Raw genomic sequence first — 20,105 nt, forward strand, 5'->3', positions numbered from 1 at the left:
CCCCTATCCATGAACTTAAACACTGTTCCTCTTTTCTCTGCCACAGCGGCCAATGCTGGCTTAGATTTCGTCACCCCGCTGAAATCCGTTCTGGATAGCCACTGGTACGTACTGGGTAACGAAGTAAAGCTGTTTGAGGAAGAGTTCGCGGCTTACGTCGGCGTCTCGAACTGCATCAGTGTAGCCAACGGCTCCGATGCGCTCGAACTGGCACTCAGAGGACTGGGTGTATCCAAGGGTGATCAGGTCGTTGCGGTCGCAAACGCTGGTTTCTACGGCAGCACCGCTATCCATGCAGTAGGCGCAGAGCCTGTCTACGCGGACGTTGATCCGAAGACCCTTACGCTTTGCAGCCAGTCGCTGTCCGCTGTAATTACCGCGTCCAAACCATCGGTCATCATCGTTACGCACCTGTACGGCCAGCTTGCGAACATTGAAGAAATCGTTCAGATCGCTTCGGCTGCGGGCATCCCGGTCCTTGAGGATTGCGCGCAATCTCACGGCGCTCGTCGTAACGGCAAACAGGCAGGCAGCTTTGGCACCATCGCATGCTTCAGCTTCTATCCGACCAAGAATCTGGGTGCACTAGGTGATGGCGGTGCCGTGGTAACCAGCGACGACCAACTCGCCGCCCGCATCCGTCAGCTCCGCCAATACGGCTGGGATCAGAAATACCGCGTTGCCATCCCTGGTGGCCGTAACAGTCGCCTTGACGAAATGCAGGCTGCAATCCTGCGTATCAAATTGCCGCATCTGGACACTTGGAACGAACAACGTCGTTCGATTGCCAAGCGCTACAGCGAAGCGTTTGCAGGCCTGGATATGCAGTTGCCGTGTTCGGTGGCAGATGATTACGTTGGACACCTTTATGTGGTGCGCGTCGAAGATCGAGCTTCGTTCGCAGCAGCCCTGAAGGAAAAGCAGGTCAGCACCGACATTCACTATCCGATTGCCGACCACAAACAACCGGCTTACAACGCGGCGACCTCGGTCGCTCTGGACGTAACCGAGCGTACGTGCGATACCGTCATCTCGCTACCATGCTTCCCTGGTCTGACCGATGAAGAAGTCGAGCGTGTCATCGAAGCTGTGAAGGCTTATTTTTCCAAGGAGCAATGATTTTGCTGACGTTGGTCATTCCCGTTTATCGCAACGAGAGCAATCTTCCAGACCTGCTCGCTGCTGTAACGGCTCTGGATGTGCAGCTTGAACATGCACTCGAAGTGGTGTTTGTGGTGGACGGCAGCCCTGACCGCTGTTACGAGATTCTGCGGGAGCAATTGCCCTCGCAGTCCTTCACCTCAAAGCTGATCCTGCTGTCGAGAAACTTCGGTTCTTTCATGGCGATTCGTACCGGCCTGCAGCATGGTACCGGTGAGCGTTACGCCGTCATGGCGGCTGACCTCCAGGAGCCGCCGGAGCTGGTTCTGGAAATGAACAGGGTTCTGACCCGCGGCGATATCGATGTCGTGGTCGGCGTGCGTGAAGGCCGCCAGGACCCCTGGGCAACACGAACGGCCTCAAAACTATTCTGGGGCTTCTACCGACGCTACGTCATCCCGGAGATTCCACCGGGCGGCGTGGACATGTTCGCTTGCAACAAGGCGTTCAGGGACACCTTGCTGACCCTTGAGGAGCGCCACAGCTCCTTGATCGCACAGATTTTCTGGATGGGCTATCGCCGTGAAGTAGTGACCTACACCCGGCAGGAGCGCGTCCATGGCACCTCAGCCTGGACATTGCGCAAGAAGATCAATTACCTGATGGACAGCGTGTTCTCATTTACGGACATGCCCATCAGGATACTGACTCGAGTCGGCGCAACTGGCTCAGCGCTGGCCGCTGTTTTTGGCGTCTTCACGCTCATTGCAAAACTTGAAGGCAGGATCGAAGTTCCAGGCTACGCAATGATCATGCTGGCTATCACCTTCCTGGGATGCCTGAACCTCATGGGTTTGGGGATCGTTGGATCTTATGCGTGGCGCACTTACGAAAATACAAAGAACAGACCCTTGGCCATCCCCATGCGGGTAGAGGGATTTGGAGAAAAGAATGAGCAGCGGTAAGGATTTCTTTGTTCACAGTCACGCCTTGTGTGAGTCGGAAAACATAGGCAAGGACTCACGTGTCTGGGCTTTTGCTCATATCCTGCCGGGTGCCCGGCTGGGAAGTGAATGCAATGTCTGCGACAACGTGTTCATCGAGAACGATGTCATCATCGGTAGTCGCGTCACGCTGAAATGCGGTGTACAGGTGTGGGACGGTATTACCATTGAAGACGATGTCTTCATCGGCCCGAACGCTACCTTCACCAATGACCTCTTCCCACGCAGCAAGGTCTATCCGCAGACTTTTTCTCGCACCATTATCCGTAAAGGTGCTTCTCTGGGAGCCAACTGCACCATCCTGCCAGGCATCACCATCGGAATGAATGCGATGGTCGGGGCTGGCGCCGTAGTAACACGATCAGTGCCGCCTAATGCGATCGTAGTGGGTAACCCGGCCAAGATCATCGGTTATGTGGATGCCAAGCCGGTTGCAGCAAACAGCGAAGCGCGCGCTGAAAAGGCTTCGCCTGGCGTAATCGCCACAACCGTGAAAAACGTCACCCTGCACACCATGAACGAAGTGTCGGACATCCGTGGCAGCCTGTCTGCGGGCGAGTTTGAACGCTCGATTCCATTCAAATCCGAGCGTTACTTTCTGGTTTATGACGTGCCGACAGCCGAGACTCGAGGCGAGCACGCGCATCTCCAGTGCCACCAGTTTCTGATCGCGGTCAAAGGTTCGGTTCATGTCGTTGCTGACGATGGCGTCAATCGAGAAGAGTTTGTTCTGGACAAGCCAAACAAAGGTATTCACCTGCCGCCCATGACGTGGGGCATTCAGTACCGCTATTCTCAGGACGCCGTGTTGCTTGTATTCGCCTCTCATTATTACGATTCAGCCGACTACGTTCGTAACTATGACGAGTTCAAATCACTGATCGCAAACGCCGAATAACGACTCGATGATGAATCAGGCTGTCTCTAAATTCTTGAAGCAAGACTTTGCCCGATTCCTGATGTCAGGCGGTTTCAACACCGCCTTGACCTACGGACTTTATCTCGTGTTGCTGATGTTTCTTTCTTACAACGTCAGCTACACCATCTCCTATGTGACCGGCATCCTGCTGGCGTATACCTTGAACCGATTCTTCGTATTCAAGAGCCATCAAGGCCTGCGTTCCGTCATTTTGCTCCCATTGATATATATCGTTCAATACTGTCTTAGTTTGGTTATTCTGTGGTGCTGGGTTGAGAAATTCCAGCTCGATGCGAGATTGGCGCCCTTGGTAGCAATTGTACTGACGCTGCCTGTAACCTTTATTCTTTCAAAGCTTGCTTTCTCAGCAAAAAAAGAGTCGCTCTGATAACACCGAGCTCGCGTCAGACTGTTTTCCTTTTGCTCTTGGACTCTACGAGTGCGCGGCAATTAATTAATCCAAGATCACGAAACTAAGTTTTTTGGCAAGTAACAAGGCCACATTTGACCGGTACATTAAGCAAGGCTCCTTTTCGAATAACACTAACACCAACAACGCCACCGGCGCGGCACGCGCGATCAATCCCCTTCCGTGAACGGACGGCACTAGTTGTTCAGTAAGCGCTCCATAAACCTCACTTGGCTAAAGATAGGTAAAGCGCTTAGCTGTGAAGTCGAGGTTCGCAGTTCCACGGCAGCAAGGCTTCGTAATCCTCTACCGATGTCGCCGTTGGCAAACGTTCAAGTGCGTGGCGCAGCCACGCATAGGGTTCCTGGCCGTTGGCTTTGGCAGTCTCGACCAGGCTGTACAGTTGAGCACTGGCCGTCGCGCCCTTGGGCGTGTCGCTAAACAGCCAGTTCTTTCTTCCGATCACGAAGGGGCGGATAGCGCGTTCAGCGGCGTTATTGTCGAGCGGCAGGTAGCCTTCCTCGACGTATCGCTCCAGCTTGCTCCAGTTACTTGCGAGGTAACTAATGGCTTTGCCCAGGGCATTCTGAGCGGTGACCTGTGGCTGCGTCTTTTCGATCCAGCTTTTCAATTGAGCCAGTATCGGCAGGCTATGTTCGTGACGGCCGATTTTACGATCAGCGTCGCTGCTGGCCTTCAAGTCGCGTTCGATCCCATACAGCTTGTTGATCAGGTTCAGCGCGATATCGGCACGCCCCGTTTTACCTTTGGGCTGCACTTTCTGTGCTTCAACAAACTTGCGTCGAGCATGAGCCCAGCAGCCTAAACGTTCAACTCCAGCTTGAGCGCCTATTGCGTTGTAACCGGCATAATCATCGGTCATGACGTAACCGCGATAGCCTTCAAGCAGGCGCGTAGGTACCTCCTGCGCCCGGCTGGTGGAGTAGTCAAAAAGGATTACCGGCCTATCCGGTGGGCCGCCGGTTTGCACCCACATCCACGACTGGCTGCTTGGCTCACGGTCAGGCTCTTTCAATACCTGCACACGCGTTTCATCGCAATGGATGACACGGCTGGCCAATAGGCTGTCACGCATCAAATTCAGCAGCGGCTGGAAGTGTTCGCCGCACTGGATCACCCAGCGAGCCAAGGTTTGGCGCGGGATATCAATGCCGTGGCGGCCCAGTACTTTTTCAAATCGATGAAGCGGTAAACCGTCAACGTATTTGGTCGTCAGCAACATCGCCAGAACGCTGGGGCTGGCCATGCTCTTTTCAATCAGTTGAGCTGGCTTGTCTGCTGTGACGGGTGCCGTTTCGCAGTCGCGGCAGCCATAGACTTTACGAACATGCTTGATGACCCGGATCTGCATCGGCACGATTTCAAGCTGCTCGCTGACTTCCTCGCCAATGGCGTGTTTGCGGCAGCCGCAGACGCAAGTCAGTTCATGCTCGGGAAGTTCGTGGATGACTTCGATGCGCGGCAGATCGGCAGGCAGTGGCTTGCGCTTGCCACGGCGCTTGGCGGGGGCGACAACCTCTTCTTCAGCGTTTTCGTCGATAGCTTCGACGACGCTTTCGGCTTCGTTGAAGAGCGCCAACTGCGGCGTGACCGGATCGGCTGTTTGCTCGGACTTGCGTCCGAACAAGCGCTGGCGCAGCAATGCGTTCTCTTCTTCGAGAAAACCGACCCGCGACTGCATCTTCGCAAGCATTTGCTTGAGCAGTTGGAGATCGTCGGGAAGGTTGTCGGGCATGGATTTCATGCCCTGGATTATACCGAATCAGGCCACGAAGCGCGGCGTCAAAACCTGATGGGGACGGTTACGCCAGAGGTCAAAACCGTCGAGCAGCCAGTTCAGTTCCTGAACGGTCAGGACAATGGCCTCGTCGGTGGCATCGGGCGATGTTTTGAATCGCTCCGATTCCAGGCGTTTGAGCCAAAGGCAGAAGCCGTTGCGCTCCCAGTACAAGATTTTCACTCGGTTGCGCGGCTTGTTGAGGAAAACGAAAAGTACCGGGTCGAACACGGCAACCTTGATATCCAGTTCGACCAGAGCAGCCAGTCCGTCGATGGATTTTCGAAAGTCCACAGGTTTGGGGTAGAGGTACACTTTTTCGACTTTGGCGTCGGGTCGCATCATGGTCGATGGGCTCCTGAGAGAATCGGGAGCCCAGCATTTGGCATTAGCTTAGTGCTTTGAATGTGGGGTTCATGGAGCGGTTACGTTGTTCAGCGACACGTCTGAAGGTGAAAACGCCGGCGCCCCGTAAAGCGTATGCGGTCCGTTACCCCACCTACCTAACAGTGGACTAACGGTTTACCGTGGTATTTCTGGAGAGCAGTTCCATTGCAGCAAGGCTTCATAATCTTCAAGCGACGAAGCCTCAGGCAGCCGCACCTATACGTGGCGTAGCTACGTATAGGACTCTTGTTCGTTGACCTTGGGGTAGAGGTACACTTTTTCGACTTTGGCGTCGGGTACCATCATGGCGGGGCTGGCTTCTGAAAGAGATCGGGAGCGCAGCAGTGGCGATCAGATACGGGCTTGGAATGTGGGGATCATGGATCATTTACTGTTAAGCTTGGTCAGCCCTGCCAAGTAACATCCCAGGGCCCTATCCATGGCTGCTATACGCGCTTGAGCATTTGCTGATGGCATCCTCAACTGAGGAAGACTAAGCCTTGCCTTCATCGAGCTGCAAGCCTCGTGCTCGCAGCTGCAACGCCCACCTTTGGCTGGGTGGGCTTTATAGAGCGCTTACCAAGCGCGGTCTTTGTATAAACCAAGCCAAGCTAGTACATCAGAACGCCACCAGGGTCTTTAAGCACGCAACGGACCTCAAGCTGTTTAATCAAGACAGACCCCGCACCGATAACCGGATCGAAGCGAATCATGTTTTCAAAGCCCTTTTTACTGCGGGCGTTGATTGAGAAAACCCCGTCTCCCGCAGGAAGTATATTTCCCTGAGAATCCGCTTCTGAAAATGAATTTGAGCCAGATGGTTTATAAAATAGTTGTCCAAAATTCTGGCCATCCAAATGATAAGAGCCATTGATCTGCAACTCCCAACATCCTTTCAACGCATTGCCATCACCAATGTTTACTATCATCATCGGATCTACTGAAGTTTCCAAAAGAACTCCTTTCGCTCCTTTATTTTCGGGCGTTGCGTTTTGATAAATTACTTTATCGGCTTCGTCAGTCAATCTGAATAGCGGGCGAGGATCATTGGACCCCAGAGGTATCTGAGCTCTGGCGACCAACATCGCGTAAGAGGCACCCGCCTCGAGACTTGTATAATATACGTTCAACATATTCAAACGGGGATGAAGGGATGGACATTCAAATGGTATCCCGCGCGAAACGCCATTTGAAAGACAACTCAAAATATCCAGTCGCATCTGCTTGGTAGTTCTATAGAAACTTGGGTGATCCATTATCTTTGAATTCACAACCAATGAAGACAACAGCACCACGGATACTGCAGACAACATAAATCTATGGTTAACAGACGACTTTTTTACCAAAAACAGCTCAACTAGTAATGCCACAACCCACGGCCACAAAACGCATGCCCAGAAAAAATGAAACCGTGCAAAACCATAAAGAAATATATCCTTAGGGAGGTTGAGACTCTCAGGCCTGAGGTTTGCTCGACCCGCAGTGATAATACACAGATATAAAGATACCACTCCAAAAACACAAAGATAGGCGACGGATATCTTCCAAAGACTAGAGCCGACTTCTTTTTTGGCGGCTTCGTAAAGCGCAAAAACAGCCACCAGTGATGATAAAACCAAAGCACCGATACTTACTATCATGGATAGCTCTGGAAACTCCATTGGGAGCATCAACGAGCGACCGACTTTTCCGAGCATAAAATACCAAAAGTCGCTTTCCCATGGATAAGCCATAGGAGCATCTGGTCGATGCGTACCATGCTGAACCCATATTAACACCCATAATTGCGCTGCAACAGACAGCAATGTAGGGATGAACATGGCGATAGCGGAGTACTTTATGCGCGCCGTTTTTTCCGAGTCTAGCGTGGCCACTAGAATAATCAGAGCTGAAAGTATGGAGAAATTTGCAAACGCCCCACTGGTGTACGTGAAACCGGAAACGGTGGCTATAAGGAAAATTAAAACACTCGAGAAACGATAGTTTAATTTTGATAGCACCAAATACACTATCAACAAGCTGCAGAGCACTGGCACAGCCTGATGAAATGCCATATTCTGAAGACCCCAGTAGGAGTCCGGCTGCAACATAAAGATAGTGGCAGCAAACGCCATCGCCCTTGTTACATAATTATCGGTGCAAAGCGCCAACAGCCGCCATTGGAGATAAAGAATTCCGCCTAAAACAGCAATCATTGAAATTGCTTGATACGCTATTGAGTTTCCGTCTAAAAACCTAAAAGCAAGTGCATCAAATATTAAACCTACCGAATACAACGTATCATTTGCAGGGGTAGTAATGTAACTCCAATCCATCCGTCCGGCAGCATTCTGAGAGTATTGCCTCATGTCATCCAGGAGTGGAACATCGACTCCGAATCGCAACCAAGAAACAAAATTGATAACAAAACTTATCACTGGAACAATAATTAGCAAGAAAACTACTATCCTGTTCATTTTTTCCAGAATACTGACTTGCAGATTCATTTTTTCTCCCACTCCTGAATTAAATGTGTCACACCTACCTGAACGATGGCCATTCTGCCATCGCGATAGGATATAAACTAGATTTTTTGTTAAGTTTTCTCCCCAATCGCACCGGTAATGTCCGGCTCGCAGGTGGCGGACCTATATCACCCAGTGTTTAGGCGTGGACGTGATTACCCATCTGATTCCAGCAGCGAGGAAAACACAGCCGATCTAGCGAATGCATTTTTCACATCGACAGGCCGTGTACCTCACGCCTCGGAAACCTCAATATGCTGAAACCCTACCTGGCTAAGCGTCTAACTGGCTGATCAGACAATAGGCCATGATGAGTTATCTGTGCACCGGGCGCACTCAATACGCTATACACTACCAACTGGGTTACCCATATTGAAAACATTCTGACCTTAAATCAGGATGCCTTTTTACTGGTCACTATCTTATCAATACATAACCAAGCCCCACCATCTACTATTGCTAAGCATACTGACAGCGAGGGAGCACTGCACACTTTTCGCCAACAGAGCGCGTTCTGAACTACCACTGAGCGACCGAAGATTTTAATCTACATCTGCAGAATTCAGAGCTACGCTGACGTCATGCTTAACTGCTTGGGGTATATTCGGTGGAAGATTTTTTCTAGGCGTGCTAAATCAGTAGACAAGGTCTTTGCTTTCCATTTCTACTTTAGGTCCACGATCACTTTACCCATTTAGTAAGCTAAATTTCAGTCCTTAAGTTTTGACCTGCTGATTAAGAGCATTTAATATGCCGTCGTTCTAACACGACGAGCCCGCCAAAAAACCTTATAGGTCCACTGATTTATTTTTTCTGACAACCGCTGTAGCTAGAATGTTACTATCTAGTTCTCATGAAGGCCGTCATAACAGGGAGATATGAAACTCACCTAAGTGCTTGCTTATCATTTAAGCTATTACCCCCCCTCACCTGAGCGACAAAAGCGCGATGATTGTCAGATGTTTGTCACTGAATCAGATCGGCTGTGTTGCCAGCAAAGGTCGTCCGCCAAGCTTCACCGTTATGTGCTCGCCGATAACGCCTAAGAGAAAGTCAGATTCTGTGTCAATACTGCGACCGCAGCTGAATACAGCTTTTAGTTCCTCTGCGATATGCATCGCATTATTCGACCCGACCTAACACGGCTGCTTGACGGGCCTCAGTACAAAAAACGCAACGTTATAGAGCAGTTGTTCAGCAGGCTCAGAAAACACGTAGGATCTGTATCCGCTACAATAACTGGTCACTGTGTTAAAGCTGTGATCATATCCGCTTGCCTCCAAGGAGGTTTACGGAATGAATTTCAGACAGTCTTTAGTATAAACATAACGGTCGACTTTCAGTATAGGTCCAAACGCATGAAACTTGTGCTGGCTCCTGAGAAGATCGGGAGCGCAGCACTAGGGTTGTTGTAAGTATCTCAAACGCAGTGTTTACAAACCTCTTACCACAACTCCGTAACATGATCTCAATCGTTGACTCTCGGAGGAAAAGCTATTGAAAAATCTTCAGCTGCGAAGGTCAGATTGGGATTATAAAAAGGATCATTTTGTATTATATCTTTCCACTTGGTTTGCATATATACGACTTCACTTATAAAACGCTTGACCTTTTCCGGTGTATCCTCAAGCCCTCGGGTCGCCGACTCGTGGTGGTAAAGATCTGCATTGGGTGTCCAGATATTCTGATAACCAGCGTCCATGATCTTCAAACAAAGGTCTACATCGTTAAACGCAATTTTGAGATCGTTTTCGTTCAGCCCACCTACCTTTTGAAAAATAGATTTCTTAACGATAAGACACGCTGCAGTTACCGCTGACATTCCTTGGATCAAAGAAGCTCGGCCAAAGTAACCATGGTGCCCTCTAGGCAGCATTTTATGGGCGTGTCCGGCCAATGTCAGCGGCCCCATGACAACGCCACCATGCTGCAGGCGGTCATCGGGGTACCATAACCTGGCGCCAATCGCTCCTGCATTCGGCTGCAGTGCAAGTGAGACCATTTCATCCAGCCATTCAGGGCTGATGACTTCAATGTCATTGTTGATCAGGCCGACGAGTTCACCGTTTGCATGCTCGACCGCATTATTGTTGATCGCCGAGTAATTAAACTCACCGTCATCACGAATAACGGTGATGCCTTTAAGTTTGGACAGCAGGTCAAAATAATGCAGCGATTGAGGATCGTCGGAACCGTTATCGACCAAAATTATTTCGTAATTGGGATACAGCGTCTTATGACGAATACTTTCAATACACTGTTTTACCAGCGCATAGGCATTACGCGTGGGTATGATCAGGCTGACAAGCGGTTTACGTGCTGGCAGATCGTAATGGACGCGGTACATACCGAAGTCGAGCAGCTCTGCACGGCCCGCGATACCGGATCTTTTTAAATGTTCATCAAGTGCTTTTTGGCCAGCATTTTGAGCATAGGGTTTCTCATCACCGGACATCGCTGTACTTCCAGCGTGCATGCGCCAATGATAAAGAATACGCGGAATATGTATAATCTGAGCCGGGTCAGCTTGCTCTGAACAACGAAGCGCGAGATCGTAATCTTGCGCACCTTCCATGCCCAAACGAAATCTTCCGACGCTCTCCACCAGCGCTCTGCGATAAACACCCAAATGGCATATCATGTTGTGCGAGCGGAAAAGGTAAGGATTCCAGTCAGTTTTGAAATAAGGTCCTGACCGCACACCTTGCTCGTCTATCTTGTCTTCGTCTGAATAGATGATCGCTGCGTCTGGATGCTTATTGATCGTCTTAGTCACCCAGAACAATGCATGCTCAGGCAGCGTATCATCGTTATCCATCAAAACGATAAATTCGCCTACGGCAATATCAAGTGCCGAATTGCTCGCTTTTGAAATATGTCCGTTTTCTTCACGATAAGTAACTTTTATCCGATGGTCCGCTTTGGCACATTGATCGAGAAACAAGCGGACTCTGTGATCGGTTGAGGCGTCATCAGCGATGCACAGCTCCCAATTGAAATATATCTGATTTTTTACACTTTCGATGGCTTCTCTGAGCATTTCGATCGGCGGATTGTAGACAGGCATAACAATAGACAGTAGCGGTTTGAGCGCCCACGTGCCCATTTCCTCATACATGCCCAAGCGGTCGATATCGCTAATAGTATCGAATTGTTCGACCCATTGCGTGTAGGACAATCCACCCTCTTCATTAGGTGCCACATGCACCAAGCCAGCGGTATCAAAACTTATCAGTTCTGGTGGAGTGTTTTGCTCTGATGTGATCTCCACAGATTGACCACCACGTACGACACGCCGTACGGCAGCGACCAGCTTTCTGAGCGGCGATGTGATTTTCCAGCTGGTAGAGCCTTGCAGCGCCATAATCGTCAGGTTGAGATTATGAATGTGGGTATCTCGCTCAATCAATGCCTTCTGTGACGCGGCTTCTCTGTACGCGATTTCCTGCTGCAGCTTTTCAATCGCTCCAGCAGATTGTCTTTTTTGAAGGGAGTTTTCTTCGCGGAGACGCTTAAGCATGACCCAATAACCTCATAAATTTACATTCCTTCGACCGCACTTCCTGGCGCTTTTGGCAAACCAACGACTCGCGCTCCAATCAACATTTTGTATACTACACGACTTGCCTTTGAGCGTTAAGTTTTCTGATAGCATTTTGGATTGCTACATCGCTGGGGGCTCGTCAAAAAAACGTAATATATGTGCGTCACGCTAGGGCAACTGCCTGACACACCCATATAGGGAGCTCAAGGAATTCTTCTGGCTACGGTGGATCGACAAATACTAAGGTTTTCTGACACTTTGACCATTGTCCAGTCAGGGATTAGTCAGCCTTTCGGCGCTGCCCAGTTCAAAAGCACCAGACCTTTAAGTAAATCCAGGCTGGCTCAAGCGCCTGCCCCAGAAGCCCACAGAGTTCAGGACATCTTACTCATTTGACGTTCAGTGCTACTTACTAATGATTTCTGACGCAGATTCCAATCAAGCCCAAGCCCCTTAGCTCATTCGCTCGTGGCTCGAGCCGGAACGTGCATTCCGATTCCGGTAGTGTGAGAAATCAACAGCCACGGCCGAACCGTGGCTGCTGAACATCAACCAAGCTCAGGTATCAACGAGGTATCAAACGACATTTTAAGCAGCCTAGACTTGATGAGTTTTAGGGTTTCTGCGGTGGCATTTCTAACCACTTCAAACTTTAAAAATGGAAACCCCTCTTCAAGTAACTGCTCCCATTTGAATATCGTCGCATTGGTCATACCTATCTTTTCAAACACACAAGCCACATTTAAACCAAGCGCACTCATGCGCTGAGTAAATGTAATCTCGTAATCCCGTATGACTTTACTCTTATCATTATGATTGACAACGGCCATCCAAAATTCTTTAAAACCTTCAGCTTTTATAGCCCGTTCCCCCAACACCAGGAAGAAGCTCTGAAGATGATCCGCATGCTCATGGTTCTCGATCAGCCCTACTATATCAGCAGGGTCTGATCTGACGACTTCCATGAGATCCGAACCTGTCATGCCAACGGGCCCAATAATGCTGTCGTTGGTCAGAATAATCTCGGTGCAATCATAAATCCAAGAGAACGCTTTCATGACATGAGCCCAAGCCGCAAAATCGTATCCCACATTCTGGCGGACAACGATATTGGAGCAAATGTCATGCAATCCTTCTGGCACAGCAACGCATCCGAAATCAGACGCAACGATCAGAAAAACAGATGAGCCACCTGACACCAGCTGGCTTGCATAATAGTGCACGTGCGGCTTTATGGTCCCATCTCGACTATGGGTAATAAGCAATGCCACTCTTTTGACTGGATCGGAGCACTTTACCACCCTCAAAAACGCGGATTCTACTTGCTCACCCCATTTCAGTGGCTCAGCCCTGTGCAAGGGAACACCTGCCTGCATACCGTCTTCAAGGTAATGCTTCAGTGGATTACCTGAGCATCCGGTTTCATCAATATACGCGCGCGCATCAAATCTGGGCGACGGATTGAAGCCATCAGCACCATGCTCAATGAAATGTGCTAATGGCTCCTTACCATTAAGTTGTTTTTTATACTTCTGGAGATAGTATGCAGACTCAAAAAAAGGATTAGGCTCATAACCGAGTTTACTGCCGACTTCAGCATAGTGAAACAAGCTATTTCCTGCATATCTTTTCGCGCTCGGGTAACGATCCATATACCAATCACTTCGAAAAAATACGCTTGCCCATCGACCTTCAGCGCATCCGCTATTCAAAAAATGCTCGTAAGGGTCAAGGCCTGCTTCTGACACATCAGAATATTCACTTAAATAGAACTCAGGATCAAATATTCCAGTACTGATTAAATAATCTTTATCTTGTCCATCATCTTTATAACTCCGTCCCTCAGCATGGCCGAATTCGAGATAGTGATGGGTTGCATCCAATCCCGCAGCCGCAACATCAGGATTCAAACGAAGGTAATCAGACTCAGAAAAATCTGCAGGAAGGGACTTCATAGTGATACTCAAATATTATTGAAATTCCAGAACATTTTCGTGCTTAAGGCCATGTCTTGAGGCCTTCAAGTATTCCCTTACAGTGGAACATTCGCGCCGCACCAAAGCCGGTTAGCCATCGATGCCTGATACGGATAGTCAACGACTGCAGCTAAGGATTATTCTGCTGCACTTGGCCAGCTACAACAAGCGCGACCTGCACGATACCGTCGAAACACTACTGAGAACCAGCGTAACGTCGCCCTCGATACGTGGCGTCGACAGTGGCACCGCTAGATCTTGCCCAGGCACGCAGCCAGCAGCAGGCTCAGATTGCCCTGCGGTGTCTGCCTGTAAATTCCAGCTTTGCGGAGCATCTGCATGCGTTTGAAAAAGCGCTGCTGTCGACCGTGGTCAAAATGGGCAAGGACATGCCGATTTTCCTCAGTCAGCATTTGCTCCATCTTTTTCAGAACGATCATGTTGGCATCGTTCCATTTGACAAAACGTCCGGACAACATCTTGCGCAGCCTGATCAGCCTGTCTCTGGAACTTGCGTTGGCCCCGATCAGATTGCCACTGTGCTGACGATAATCCAGGGTCGGCTCAGCCTCGTAGATCACCTTGCCGCCACAACCTGTGACCAAAAGGTAGGCCAGCCAGTCATGGGCGATCAAGGGGGCTCTGTCAGGCAGTTGCAGGAGTAAATGACGGGCAGCTCGGTTGATCAACATCGTGTTGGCACCCGCGATACTCTGGACCAGCGCATTTTGAAAGGACGGGGGCCTGGTGAAGAGCTTCGACACGCCGATCACATTCAGGTCAGCGTCGACCAGTCGGGTGGTGGAGCAATAGAGTGCCGGCTTCTTTCCGCTGAGCGATTCGAGGCGACCGACACTGCGTGTCAGCTTGTCGTTGAACCAGATGTCGTCCTGATCGCTAAAGGCAAAGTAGTCACCTTTGAGTTCCGGACGGCGAACCAGGGAAATGAAGTTCTCAGCGAACCCGTTGCACGGGCCGTCGAAAATGATCAAGCGATCGGAGCCCCAACGATGCTGGTAATCAAGCAGAATGTTCCGGGTTTCGTCTGTCGATGCATCGTCTGAGACGTAAAGCGTCCAGTCCGAGAAAGTCTGATCGTGGAAGGAGTCCAGTTGCCCCTTGAGATAGGCCTCACCATTGTAGGTGCACATCAGGATCGCAACATGTGGCTGGCGCGCAGTAGCCTTGGTGAGGTCCTGTCCCTCCACCGGGCTCGCCTCTCTGATCATGCCTTTCTCGTTAAACTGGCTGCTCAAGAAAATCTTCACTTGCAAAAGCAGAGAATATTACGCTTTGGATGAACGCTAGTCAGCCATTACCTTAACGCCAAAGGCACCACTGATCGAAGTTTCATCATTCAGATCCGATCCAATGACCATGGATACAAAAAGACCGGCCTGGAATCCCACGTGCCGGTCTGTGTGTCTAAAACGATGCAGGCAGCCTCATCCCAACCGAAACCGCGCCGTATTCCCACTCAATGCCTGGCTCCCCTGGCTCAGCGTATCCGCCGCCCTGTTCACCGCTCGAGCACCTTCAAGCAAGCGGCCCGCAGCCTGATCGACCTGCTGGATATTGCTGCTGACTTCGTCTGCCGTGGACGCCTGCTCCTCGACCGCGGTGGATATCTGCACCAGCGTGTCAGTCACGCCCTGCACTGCCGTGGCGATCTCGCCCAGTCGCTCGCCTAGGCCTGTAACCGAACGCGCGTCATTGACCGCCTGGCCGCACGCGGCCTCCATCAGGTTGACCGCTTGAGTCACGGTCGCGCGCAGGCTGTCGACGGTCCCGGCAATCTGTGCTGTCGAGGCCTGAGTACGCTGCGACAGGCTGCGCACTTCGTCAGCGACAACTGCGAAGCCACGACCCTGCTCGCCCGCTCGCGCAGCCTCGATGGCAGCGTTGAGCGCCAGCAGGTTGGTTTGTTCGGCGATGCCGCGGATGGCGTCCACCACAGACTGAATCTGCTGGCCCTGCTCGCTGACGCGACCAAGCGCGGCGGCTGTGTCGGTCAGGCGCTGGTTGAGCTGTTGAATGCTGTCGGTTGTGCGCTGACTGTCCTGACTGCTTTGTTCGGCTATCTGGCGCGTGTGTCGCGCGCTGGCAGAGGCCTGTTCGCAGCTTCTGGCCACGCCTTGGGAAGTGGCTGCCAGTTCGGTTGCAGCGGCAGCGATCTGACTGATCTGCTGTTGCTGGTCTTCAACCTCGGTGAGCGTTCCGCTGGATTGGGCATTAAGCGTCAGCACTGCATCACCGACTCGCACAGTCTCCTGATTGACGCCCAGCAGGCTGGTGCGCAACTGAACGACTGCGACGTTCAGCGCACGGCTGATGGCTGCAAGCTCGTCGCGCCCCTGAACCGGAACCTCCACGCAGAGATTGCCGTCCCGCAGCGACTCGGCCAGGGTGGTGATACCGCTGGCACTGCTTCGAATCGAAGCCTGCAGGCAGGCGAACAGGTACATCGCCAGCAACATCAGAACGCCGAACACCACCGCCAGCGGGATGAACTCCATGTTGGACACGTCGTGGTAGTAGTCGAGTCGATCATAGAGCGCCTTGAGCGAATGATTACGGAAGTCACCCACGCTTTTCGTCAGCGTATCGATGCTGCGCTCGAACTCCTGCGGCTTGAGTTTGATGGTCCCGCCAAACACGCCTTCATCCAGTACTTTCAGCTCGGTGTTCAATACCTGCGTGACCTGCGAATATTGGTCAGCCCAAGGCTGCATCTGTGCTGGCAGTTTGGACATCAGCAAAGCGCCCGCCTTGTGCATCTGGTCCTTCGCGTCGTCGATACGGCTGCGCAGATCACGCATCTGCAAACGGCTCTGCAGGCTGAACTGGCCGGATGCGACCGAGGTCTGGCCAATGCTGGACATGCGCCCGATGCGCTCAATGAGGTCGGGCACCTGCTGAGTGGAAAGCTGCATCAGCATGTAGGTCTCGAGCCACGGATCGAGAATCAACCCGCTGTCCATGGCGATCTGCTCGCGCAGCGCCTGGACGTTGCTCAAGGCAGTGGTAAAGCGATCATAGCCATCCGGCCACCAGCCGACGGTTCGCAGGGAAGCGGTGTCCATGCCTGCCACGGAGGCCTGAAGCGTCTTGTAGCGGTTCATCGTGTCGGCGGGCGCACTTTCAGCGTTCAGGGCCGCGCCGAGATTTTCGAGCGCCTTGGCGATGCGCGGATTGCCGGCATCGACGTTGGCCATGGCAGCCTTGGCTTCCGGGGTCGGTTCCTTGAGGATATCCGCCGCTTTCCAGCGCGCAGCGTGGTCACGCTGGGCTGCCAGCTCGACGTTCAGATCATCGAGGGCCAACAGTTGCCGAACGCCTGACTGCTCGCCCGAAATCACCGCCAGTTTGTTCCGGTAATCGGTCGCGATCACCCACCCACTGCCTACCAGCGGCAACATGAACAGCAAAAACAAGAGCTGAAACTTGCGAGCAAACCCGAAATGCCCCATCAGGCGCATACCCGGCGACAGAATACTGTTCATGTCCAGCGACTCCCCGTGAACACCTCACGCTTTCAAAAAAAGCAGAGCGGTGTCTTTTTCGAAAAAACGATAGCAGCAAAATGCCATGCTATTGATTCAATGGCGATACACATCGCTTCACATTGGTACGAAAAGCGCGGATGCCTATTCTTTTTTGTGGCGAAAAGCCGCGTAATTGGCGTTTCACCGTCTCTCAAGCAAGAAGCGGACCGGGTCTGCGGCGTCCGAGGGTGCCTATATCCACAAATTATTCATTCTGAAAGCCCGTCTGAAAAAGTAAGCTTCTTCCCAACAGCCGAAGGCTCGGCCCACCCAATCGCCTATCCAGGGAGGCCTCACCATGACCGCTCCTTTCTCTTCGCCACGCGTCGTCGCGCAGCCGTCCAGGCCCCAGCTGAGCAAAGAGCAGAAGAAATTCAATACGCTGATGGAGAAGCTCGAAACCAAGCGTACGTTGCTTCAGCAGTGGCTTGAAGTCTGGACCACTTCCGAGCAGATCTGGAACGCCGAGTTGCTTCCGCTGTTCATCCAGCAGGAAGAAAACGACCTGGATCGACTGCGCCTGCTTGACCAGGCGCATGATCAGTTCCGTTTGAGCAAGAAAGACCGCGCCACACTGCAAGAGATCATCTTCGAACTCATCACAGGACTCATGGCTCAAGGGCGTGAGGAGGAATTGAAACAGCTGTACTTCAAGTACACCGGTAACGATTACGACGATGATGAACGCGAGGCCGCCGAGATGTTGCGCGCGTCGCTGGAAGAAAAATTGGGTATAGATCTGGGGGACGATGTTGATCTGAATTCGCCAGAAGACGTCATCCACCTTTTCGGTGAACACTTCAAAGCTCAGGACGAAGCCGCACAAGTCAATCAGGAACCCAGAAAGCCGTCCGCCAGCGACATCCGTCGCGAACAGGAACAGGCGGAGAGCAGCCAGTCGGTGCGCGAAATCTATCGCAAGCTGGCCAGCGCGCTGCATCCGGATCGCGAACAGGATGCCACCGAGCGAGACCGCAAGACGGCACTCATGCAAAGAGTCAACGACGCCTACGCCCGTAACGATCTGCTCGCGCTGCTTCAGATGCAGATGGAAATCGAGCAGATCGATCAGGAACACATCGACAACATCTCCGAGAAGCGCCTCAAGCAATTCAACCTGATACTGCGCGACCAGTTGACCGAACTCGAGGATGAGATTCACGACCGCAAGATGATGATCAGAGAACGGTTCCTGATGGAACCCGATACGGACATCCGACCCAAGACCGTGATTGCCAAGTGCACAAAGCGTGTTGACGTCGTCCGTGATCACGTCGGGCATCTGCGTGATGAGCTGACCCTGCTCACCGAGCCGAAAAGCCTGAAGGCCTGGCTGAAGCTCCAACGGGACCTGGCGGTGGACTACGACGACTTTGACGAATTCATGGACTTGAACGAGCCCGATCCATTCCGGGATCTGTACCGCTGAGACCCCCGAAAAAAGGGCTCCAGTAGAAAGCCGCCACCTAACCGGTTGATCGTACGCAATTATTTTTCACACAGACGCTTGACACATATCCGTTCTGCGCGAATAATGCGCGCCACTTGGCTACATAGCTCAGTTGGTTAGAGCATAGCATTCATAATGCTGGGGTCCGGGGTTCAAGTCCCTGTGTAGCCACCAAGTTCAACAAGAAGCCCGCCTCGTGCGGGCTTTCTTGTTTCTGGGCGTCCTTGAAGCCCCCTGCTCGTCCCCCGCTTATTCTCTCCTTACGCCTGCCCGATCACGATCTGAATTCTGATAAACATCGCTCGCTCGACTATCGACAGAAAACGTTCAATAGCTAAAAGCTAACGATCAGGTTACATATTCTTAATAGTCCAATCCCCTCCCCTCACGTATGGTCGCAACTCTCAAGTGATGCCCCATCGCCATCACCACTTGAACCTCCCGAAAATCCGAGCCCTGACCATGAAAACACCCGTCCGCCTTGCTACCCGTATCGGTCTCGGCTTTGCCGCCATCGTGTCGCTGCTCGTTCTGATCACAGCCGTCGGCATGCAGCGTGTGGGCGTCATTGATTCCACGCTGCAGGATGTCAGTGACAACGCGGCAAAGGTTCAGCGTTACGCCATCAATTTCCGGGGCAGTGTCCATAACCGGGCGATTGCCGTGCGCGATGCGGTGTTGGTGAATAACGACCGGGACCTTGCGTTTCATCTGGCCGAGGTGGCGAGTCTGGAGCAGGCCTATACCGACTCCGCGCAGCCCATGGACCAGTTGATCGGTCATGCCGGGGTGACGCGTGAAGAGAAGGAGCTGCTGCGCGCCATCAAGGAAATCGAAGTGAAGACCCTCGCGTCCAGCAAAGCGGTGGTCGACTTGCGCCGGACTGGCGACATTGCGGGCGCTCAGGCGTTGTTGCTGAGCCGCGCCTCTGGTGATTACAGCGAATGGTTGAAGCGCATCAATGCGCTGATCGATTACGAAGAAGCCACGATCAAGGCTCAGCTCAATGAGGTGCAGACCACCGCCAGCCGGTTTTCCGGTCTGATGCTGCTGGCGACCGGTGCGGCCTTGCTGCTGAGCATCATTATGGCGACCGTGATTATTCGTTTCGTGAAATCCACGCTGGGCGCAGAACCTGTCGAGGTCGCTGAGGCGATCCGGCGGCTGGCTGCGGGCGACCTGCAGCAGACCATTGTCACTGATTACCCCGACAGCGTCATGGGTGTCTTGAAAACCGCGCTCGATCGACTGGCTGACACCATTACCCAGGTACGCAAGGCGGCACAGGAGGTGAATCATTCCTCCAGCCAGCTCTCGGCAACCTCCACACGCAATAACGATCACATCAGCCTGCAGACCCGTGAGGCCGAACAGGTTGCGACGGCGATCAAGCAAATGGCGGCGTCGGTGAGTGAGGTGTCCAGCTATGCCTCCAGAGCCGCAAACGCCACTCGTGAAGCCGACAACG

General features: G+C 52.1%; 12 protein-coding genes, 1 tRNA gene and 1 pseudogene. 7 read left to right on the forward strand and 7 right to left on the reverse strand.

Annotated elements, in window-relative coordinates:
- Window positions 1-9 precede the first annotated feature (9 nt).
- Genes CFBP1590_RS22070 through CFBP1590_RS22085 form a run of 4 tightly spaced genes read left to right on the forward strand, consistent with a single transcriptional unit; the run spans window position 10 to window position 3,412 of the window.
- Window positions 10-1,119, forward strand: a complete 1,110-nt coding sequence (locus tag CFBP1590_RS22070; protein WP_029241337.1) for a DegT/DnrJ/EryC1/StrS family aminotransferase — start codon at window positions 10-12, stop codon at window positions 1,117-1,119.
- Window positions 1,116-2,066 carry a glycosyltransferase family 2 protein gene (locus CFBP1590_RS22075; protein ID WP_029241338.1) on the forward strand — a complete coding sequence of 317 codons (951 nt, stop codon included), beginning with the start codon at window positions 1,116-1,118 and terminating at the stop codon, window positions 2,064-2,066. The genes CFBP1590_RS22070 and CFBP1590_RS22075 overlap by 4 nt, the downstream gene beginning before the upstream one ends.
- Complete coding sequence (locus tag CFBP1590_RS28305) at window positions 2,053-3,003, forward strand: WxcM-like domain-containing protein (RefSeq protein WP_088235921.1); 951 nt, start codon at window positions 2,053-2,055, stop codon at window positions 3,001-3,003. The genes CFBP1590_RS22075 and CFBP1590_RS28305 overlap by 14 nt, the downstream gene beginning before the upstream one ends.
- Window positions 3,004-3,010: 7 nt before the next feature.
- Complete coding sequence (locus CFBP1590_RS22085; protein WP_029241340.1) at window positions 3,011-3,412, forward strand: GtrA family protein; 402 nt, start codon at window positions 3,011-3,013, stop codon at window positions 3,410-3,412.
- A 274-nt stretch (window positions 3,413-3,686) separates the two neighbouring features.
- Here CFBP1590_RS22085 and tnpC read toward each other — a convergent pair whose 3' ends face one another.
- From tnpC to CFBP1590_RS22120, 7 genes are all read right to left on the reverse strand, one after another.
- Window positions 3,687-5,198, reverse strand: a complete 1,512-nt coding sequence (gene tnpC / locus CFBP1590_RS22090) for an IS66 family transposase (protein ID WP_088235922.1) — start codon at window positions 5,196-5,198, stop codon at window positions 3,687-3,689.
- Between the two features lie 18 nt (window positions 5,199-5,216).
- Entirely contained in the window at window positions 5,217-5,576 is a 360-nt protein-coding gene (tnpB, locus tag CFBP1590_RS22095) for an IS66 family insertion sequence element accessory protein TnpB (RefSeq protein WP_004883347.1), read from the reverse strand.
- A 653-nt stretch (window positions 5,577-6,229) separates the two neighbouring features.
- Window positions 6,230-8,104, reverse strand: a complete 1,875-nt coding sequence (locus tag CFBP1590_RS22100) for a hypothetical protein (RefSeq protein WP_088235923.1) — start codon at window positions 8,102-8,104, stop codon at window positions 6,230-6,232.
- Window positions 8,105-9,590: 1,486 nt separating this feature from the next.
- Complete coding sequence (locus tag CFBP1590_RS22105) at window positions 9,591-11,642, reverse strand: glycosyltransferase family 2 protein (protein ID WP_088235924.1); 2,052 nt, start codon at window positions 11,640-11,642, stop codon at window positions 9,591-9,593.
- 572 nt (window positions 11,643-12,214) lie between these two features.
- Window positions 12,215-13,621: a rhamnan synthesis F family protein gene (locus CFBP1590_RS22110; protein ID WP_088235925.1), complete on the reverse strand. Its 1,407-nt coding sequence runs from the start codon at window positions 13,619-13,621 to the stop codon at window positions 12,215-12,217.
- A gap of 272 nt (window positions 13,622-13,893) precedes the next feature.
- Entirely contained in the window at window positions 13,894-14,793 is a 900-nt protein-coding gene (locus CFBP1590_RS22115) for a glycosyltransferase family 2 protein (protein ID WP_088236452.1), read from the reverse strand.
- A 294-nt stretch (window positions 14,794-15,087) separates the two neighbouring features.
- Window positions 15,088-17,145, reverse strand: a complete 2,058-nt coding sequence (locus CFBP1590_RS22120; protein WP_088235926.1) for a methyl-accepting chemotaxis protein — start codon at window positions 17,143-17,145, stop codon at window positions 15,088-15,090.
- 340 nt (window positions 17,146-17,485) lie between these two features.
- Here CFBP1590_RS22120 and CFBP1590_RS22125 point away from each other — a divergent pair, with 340 nt between their 5' ends.
- The 3 genes and pseudogenes from CFBP1590_RS22125 to CFBP1590_RS28560 all read left to right on the forward strand — a co-directional run.
- A complete protein-coding gene (locus tag CFBP1590_RS22125) occupies window positions 17,486-18,616 on the forward strand; it encodes a J domain-containing protein (protein WP_088235927.1) in 1,131 nt (376 codons plus the stop codon).
- A 118-nt stretch (window positions 18,617-18,734) separates the two neighbouring features.
- A tRNA-Met gene (locus CFBP1590_RS22130) sits at window positions 18,735-18,811 on the forward strand.
- A 288-nt stretch (window positions 18,812-19,099) separates the two neighbouring features.
- Window positions 19,100-19,612 (forward strand): annotated as a pseudogene (locus tag CFBP1590_RS28560) (MCP four helix bundle domain-containing protein); the annotation flags it as partial.
- Window positions 19,613-20,105 lie beyond the last annotated feature (493 nt).

This window comes from Pseudomonas viridiflava (assembly GCF_900184295.1).
In the GTDB taxonomy this organism is placed as follows: domain Bacteria; phylum Pseudomonadota; class Gammaproteobacteria; order Pseudomonadales; family Pseudomonadaceae; genus Aquipseudomonas; species Aquipseudomonas viridiflava.

Excerpts from the sequence above, each read along its gene's own strand:
- CFBP1590_RS28305 (WP_088235921.1), top strand. The coding sequence starts at position 2,053 with ATGAGCAGCGGTAAGGATTTCTTTGTTCACAGTCACGCCTTGTGTGAG.
- CFBP1590_RS22085 (WP_029241340.1), top strand. The coding sequence starts at position 3,011 with ATGATGAATCAGGCTGTCTCTAAATTCTTGAAGCAAGACTTTGCCCGA.
- CFBP1590_RS22120 (WP_088235926.1), bottom strand. The coding sequence starts at position 17,145 with ATGAACAGTATTCTGTCGCCGGGTATGCGCCTGATGGGGCATTTCGGG.
- CFBP1590_RS22110 (WP_088235925.1), bottom strand. The coding sequence starts at position 13,621 with ATGAAGTCCCTTCCTGCAGATTTTTCTGAGTCTGATTACCTTCGTTTG.
- CFBP1590_RS22115 (WP_088236452.1), bottom strand. The coding sequence starts at position 14,793 with ATGTGCACCTACAATGGTGAGGCCTATCTCAAGGGGCAACTGGACTCC.
- CFBP1590_RS22075 (WP_029241338.1), top strand. The coding sequence starts at position 1,116 with ATGATTTTGCTGACGTTGGTCATTCCCGTTTATCGCAACGAGAGCAAT.
- CFBP1590_RS22100 (WP_088235923.1), bottom strand. The coding sequence starts at position 8,104 with ATGAATCTGCAAGTCAGTATTCTGGAAAAAATGAACAGGATAGTAGTT.
- CFBP1590_RS22105 (WP_088235924.1), bottom strand. The coding sequence starts at position 11,642 with ATGCTTAAGCGTCTCCGCGAAGAAAACTCCCTTCAAAAAAGACAATCT.
- CFBP1590_RS22070 (WP_029241337.1), top strand. The coding sequence starts at position 10 with ATGAACTTAAACACTGTTCCTCTTTTCTCTGCCACAGCGGCCAATGCT.
- CFBP1590_RS22125 (WP_088235927.1), top strand. The coding sequence starts at position 17,486 with ATGACCGCTCCTTTCTCTTCGCCACGCGTCGTCGCGCAGCCGTCCAGG.
- tnpC (WP_088235922.1), bottom strand. The coding sequence starts at position 5,198 with ATGAAATCCATGCCCGACAACCTTCCCGACGATCTCCAACTGCTCAAG.
- tnpB (WP_004883347.1), bottom strand. The coding sequence starts at position 5,576 with ATGATGCGACCCGACGCCAAAGTCGAAAAAGTGTACCTCTACCCCAAA.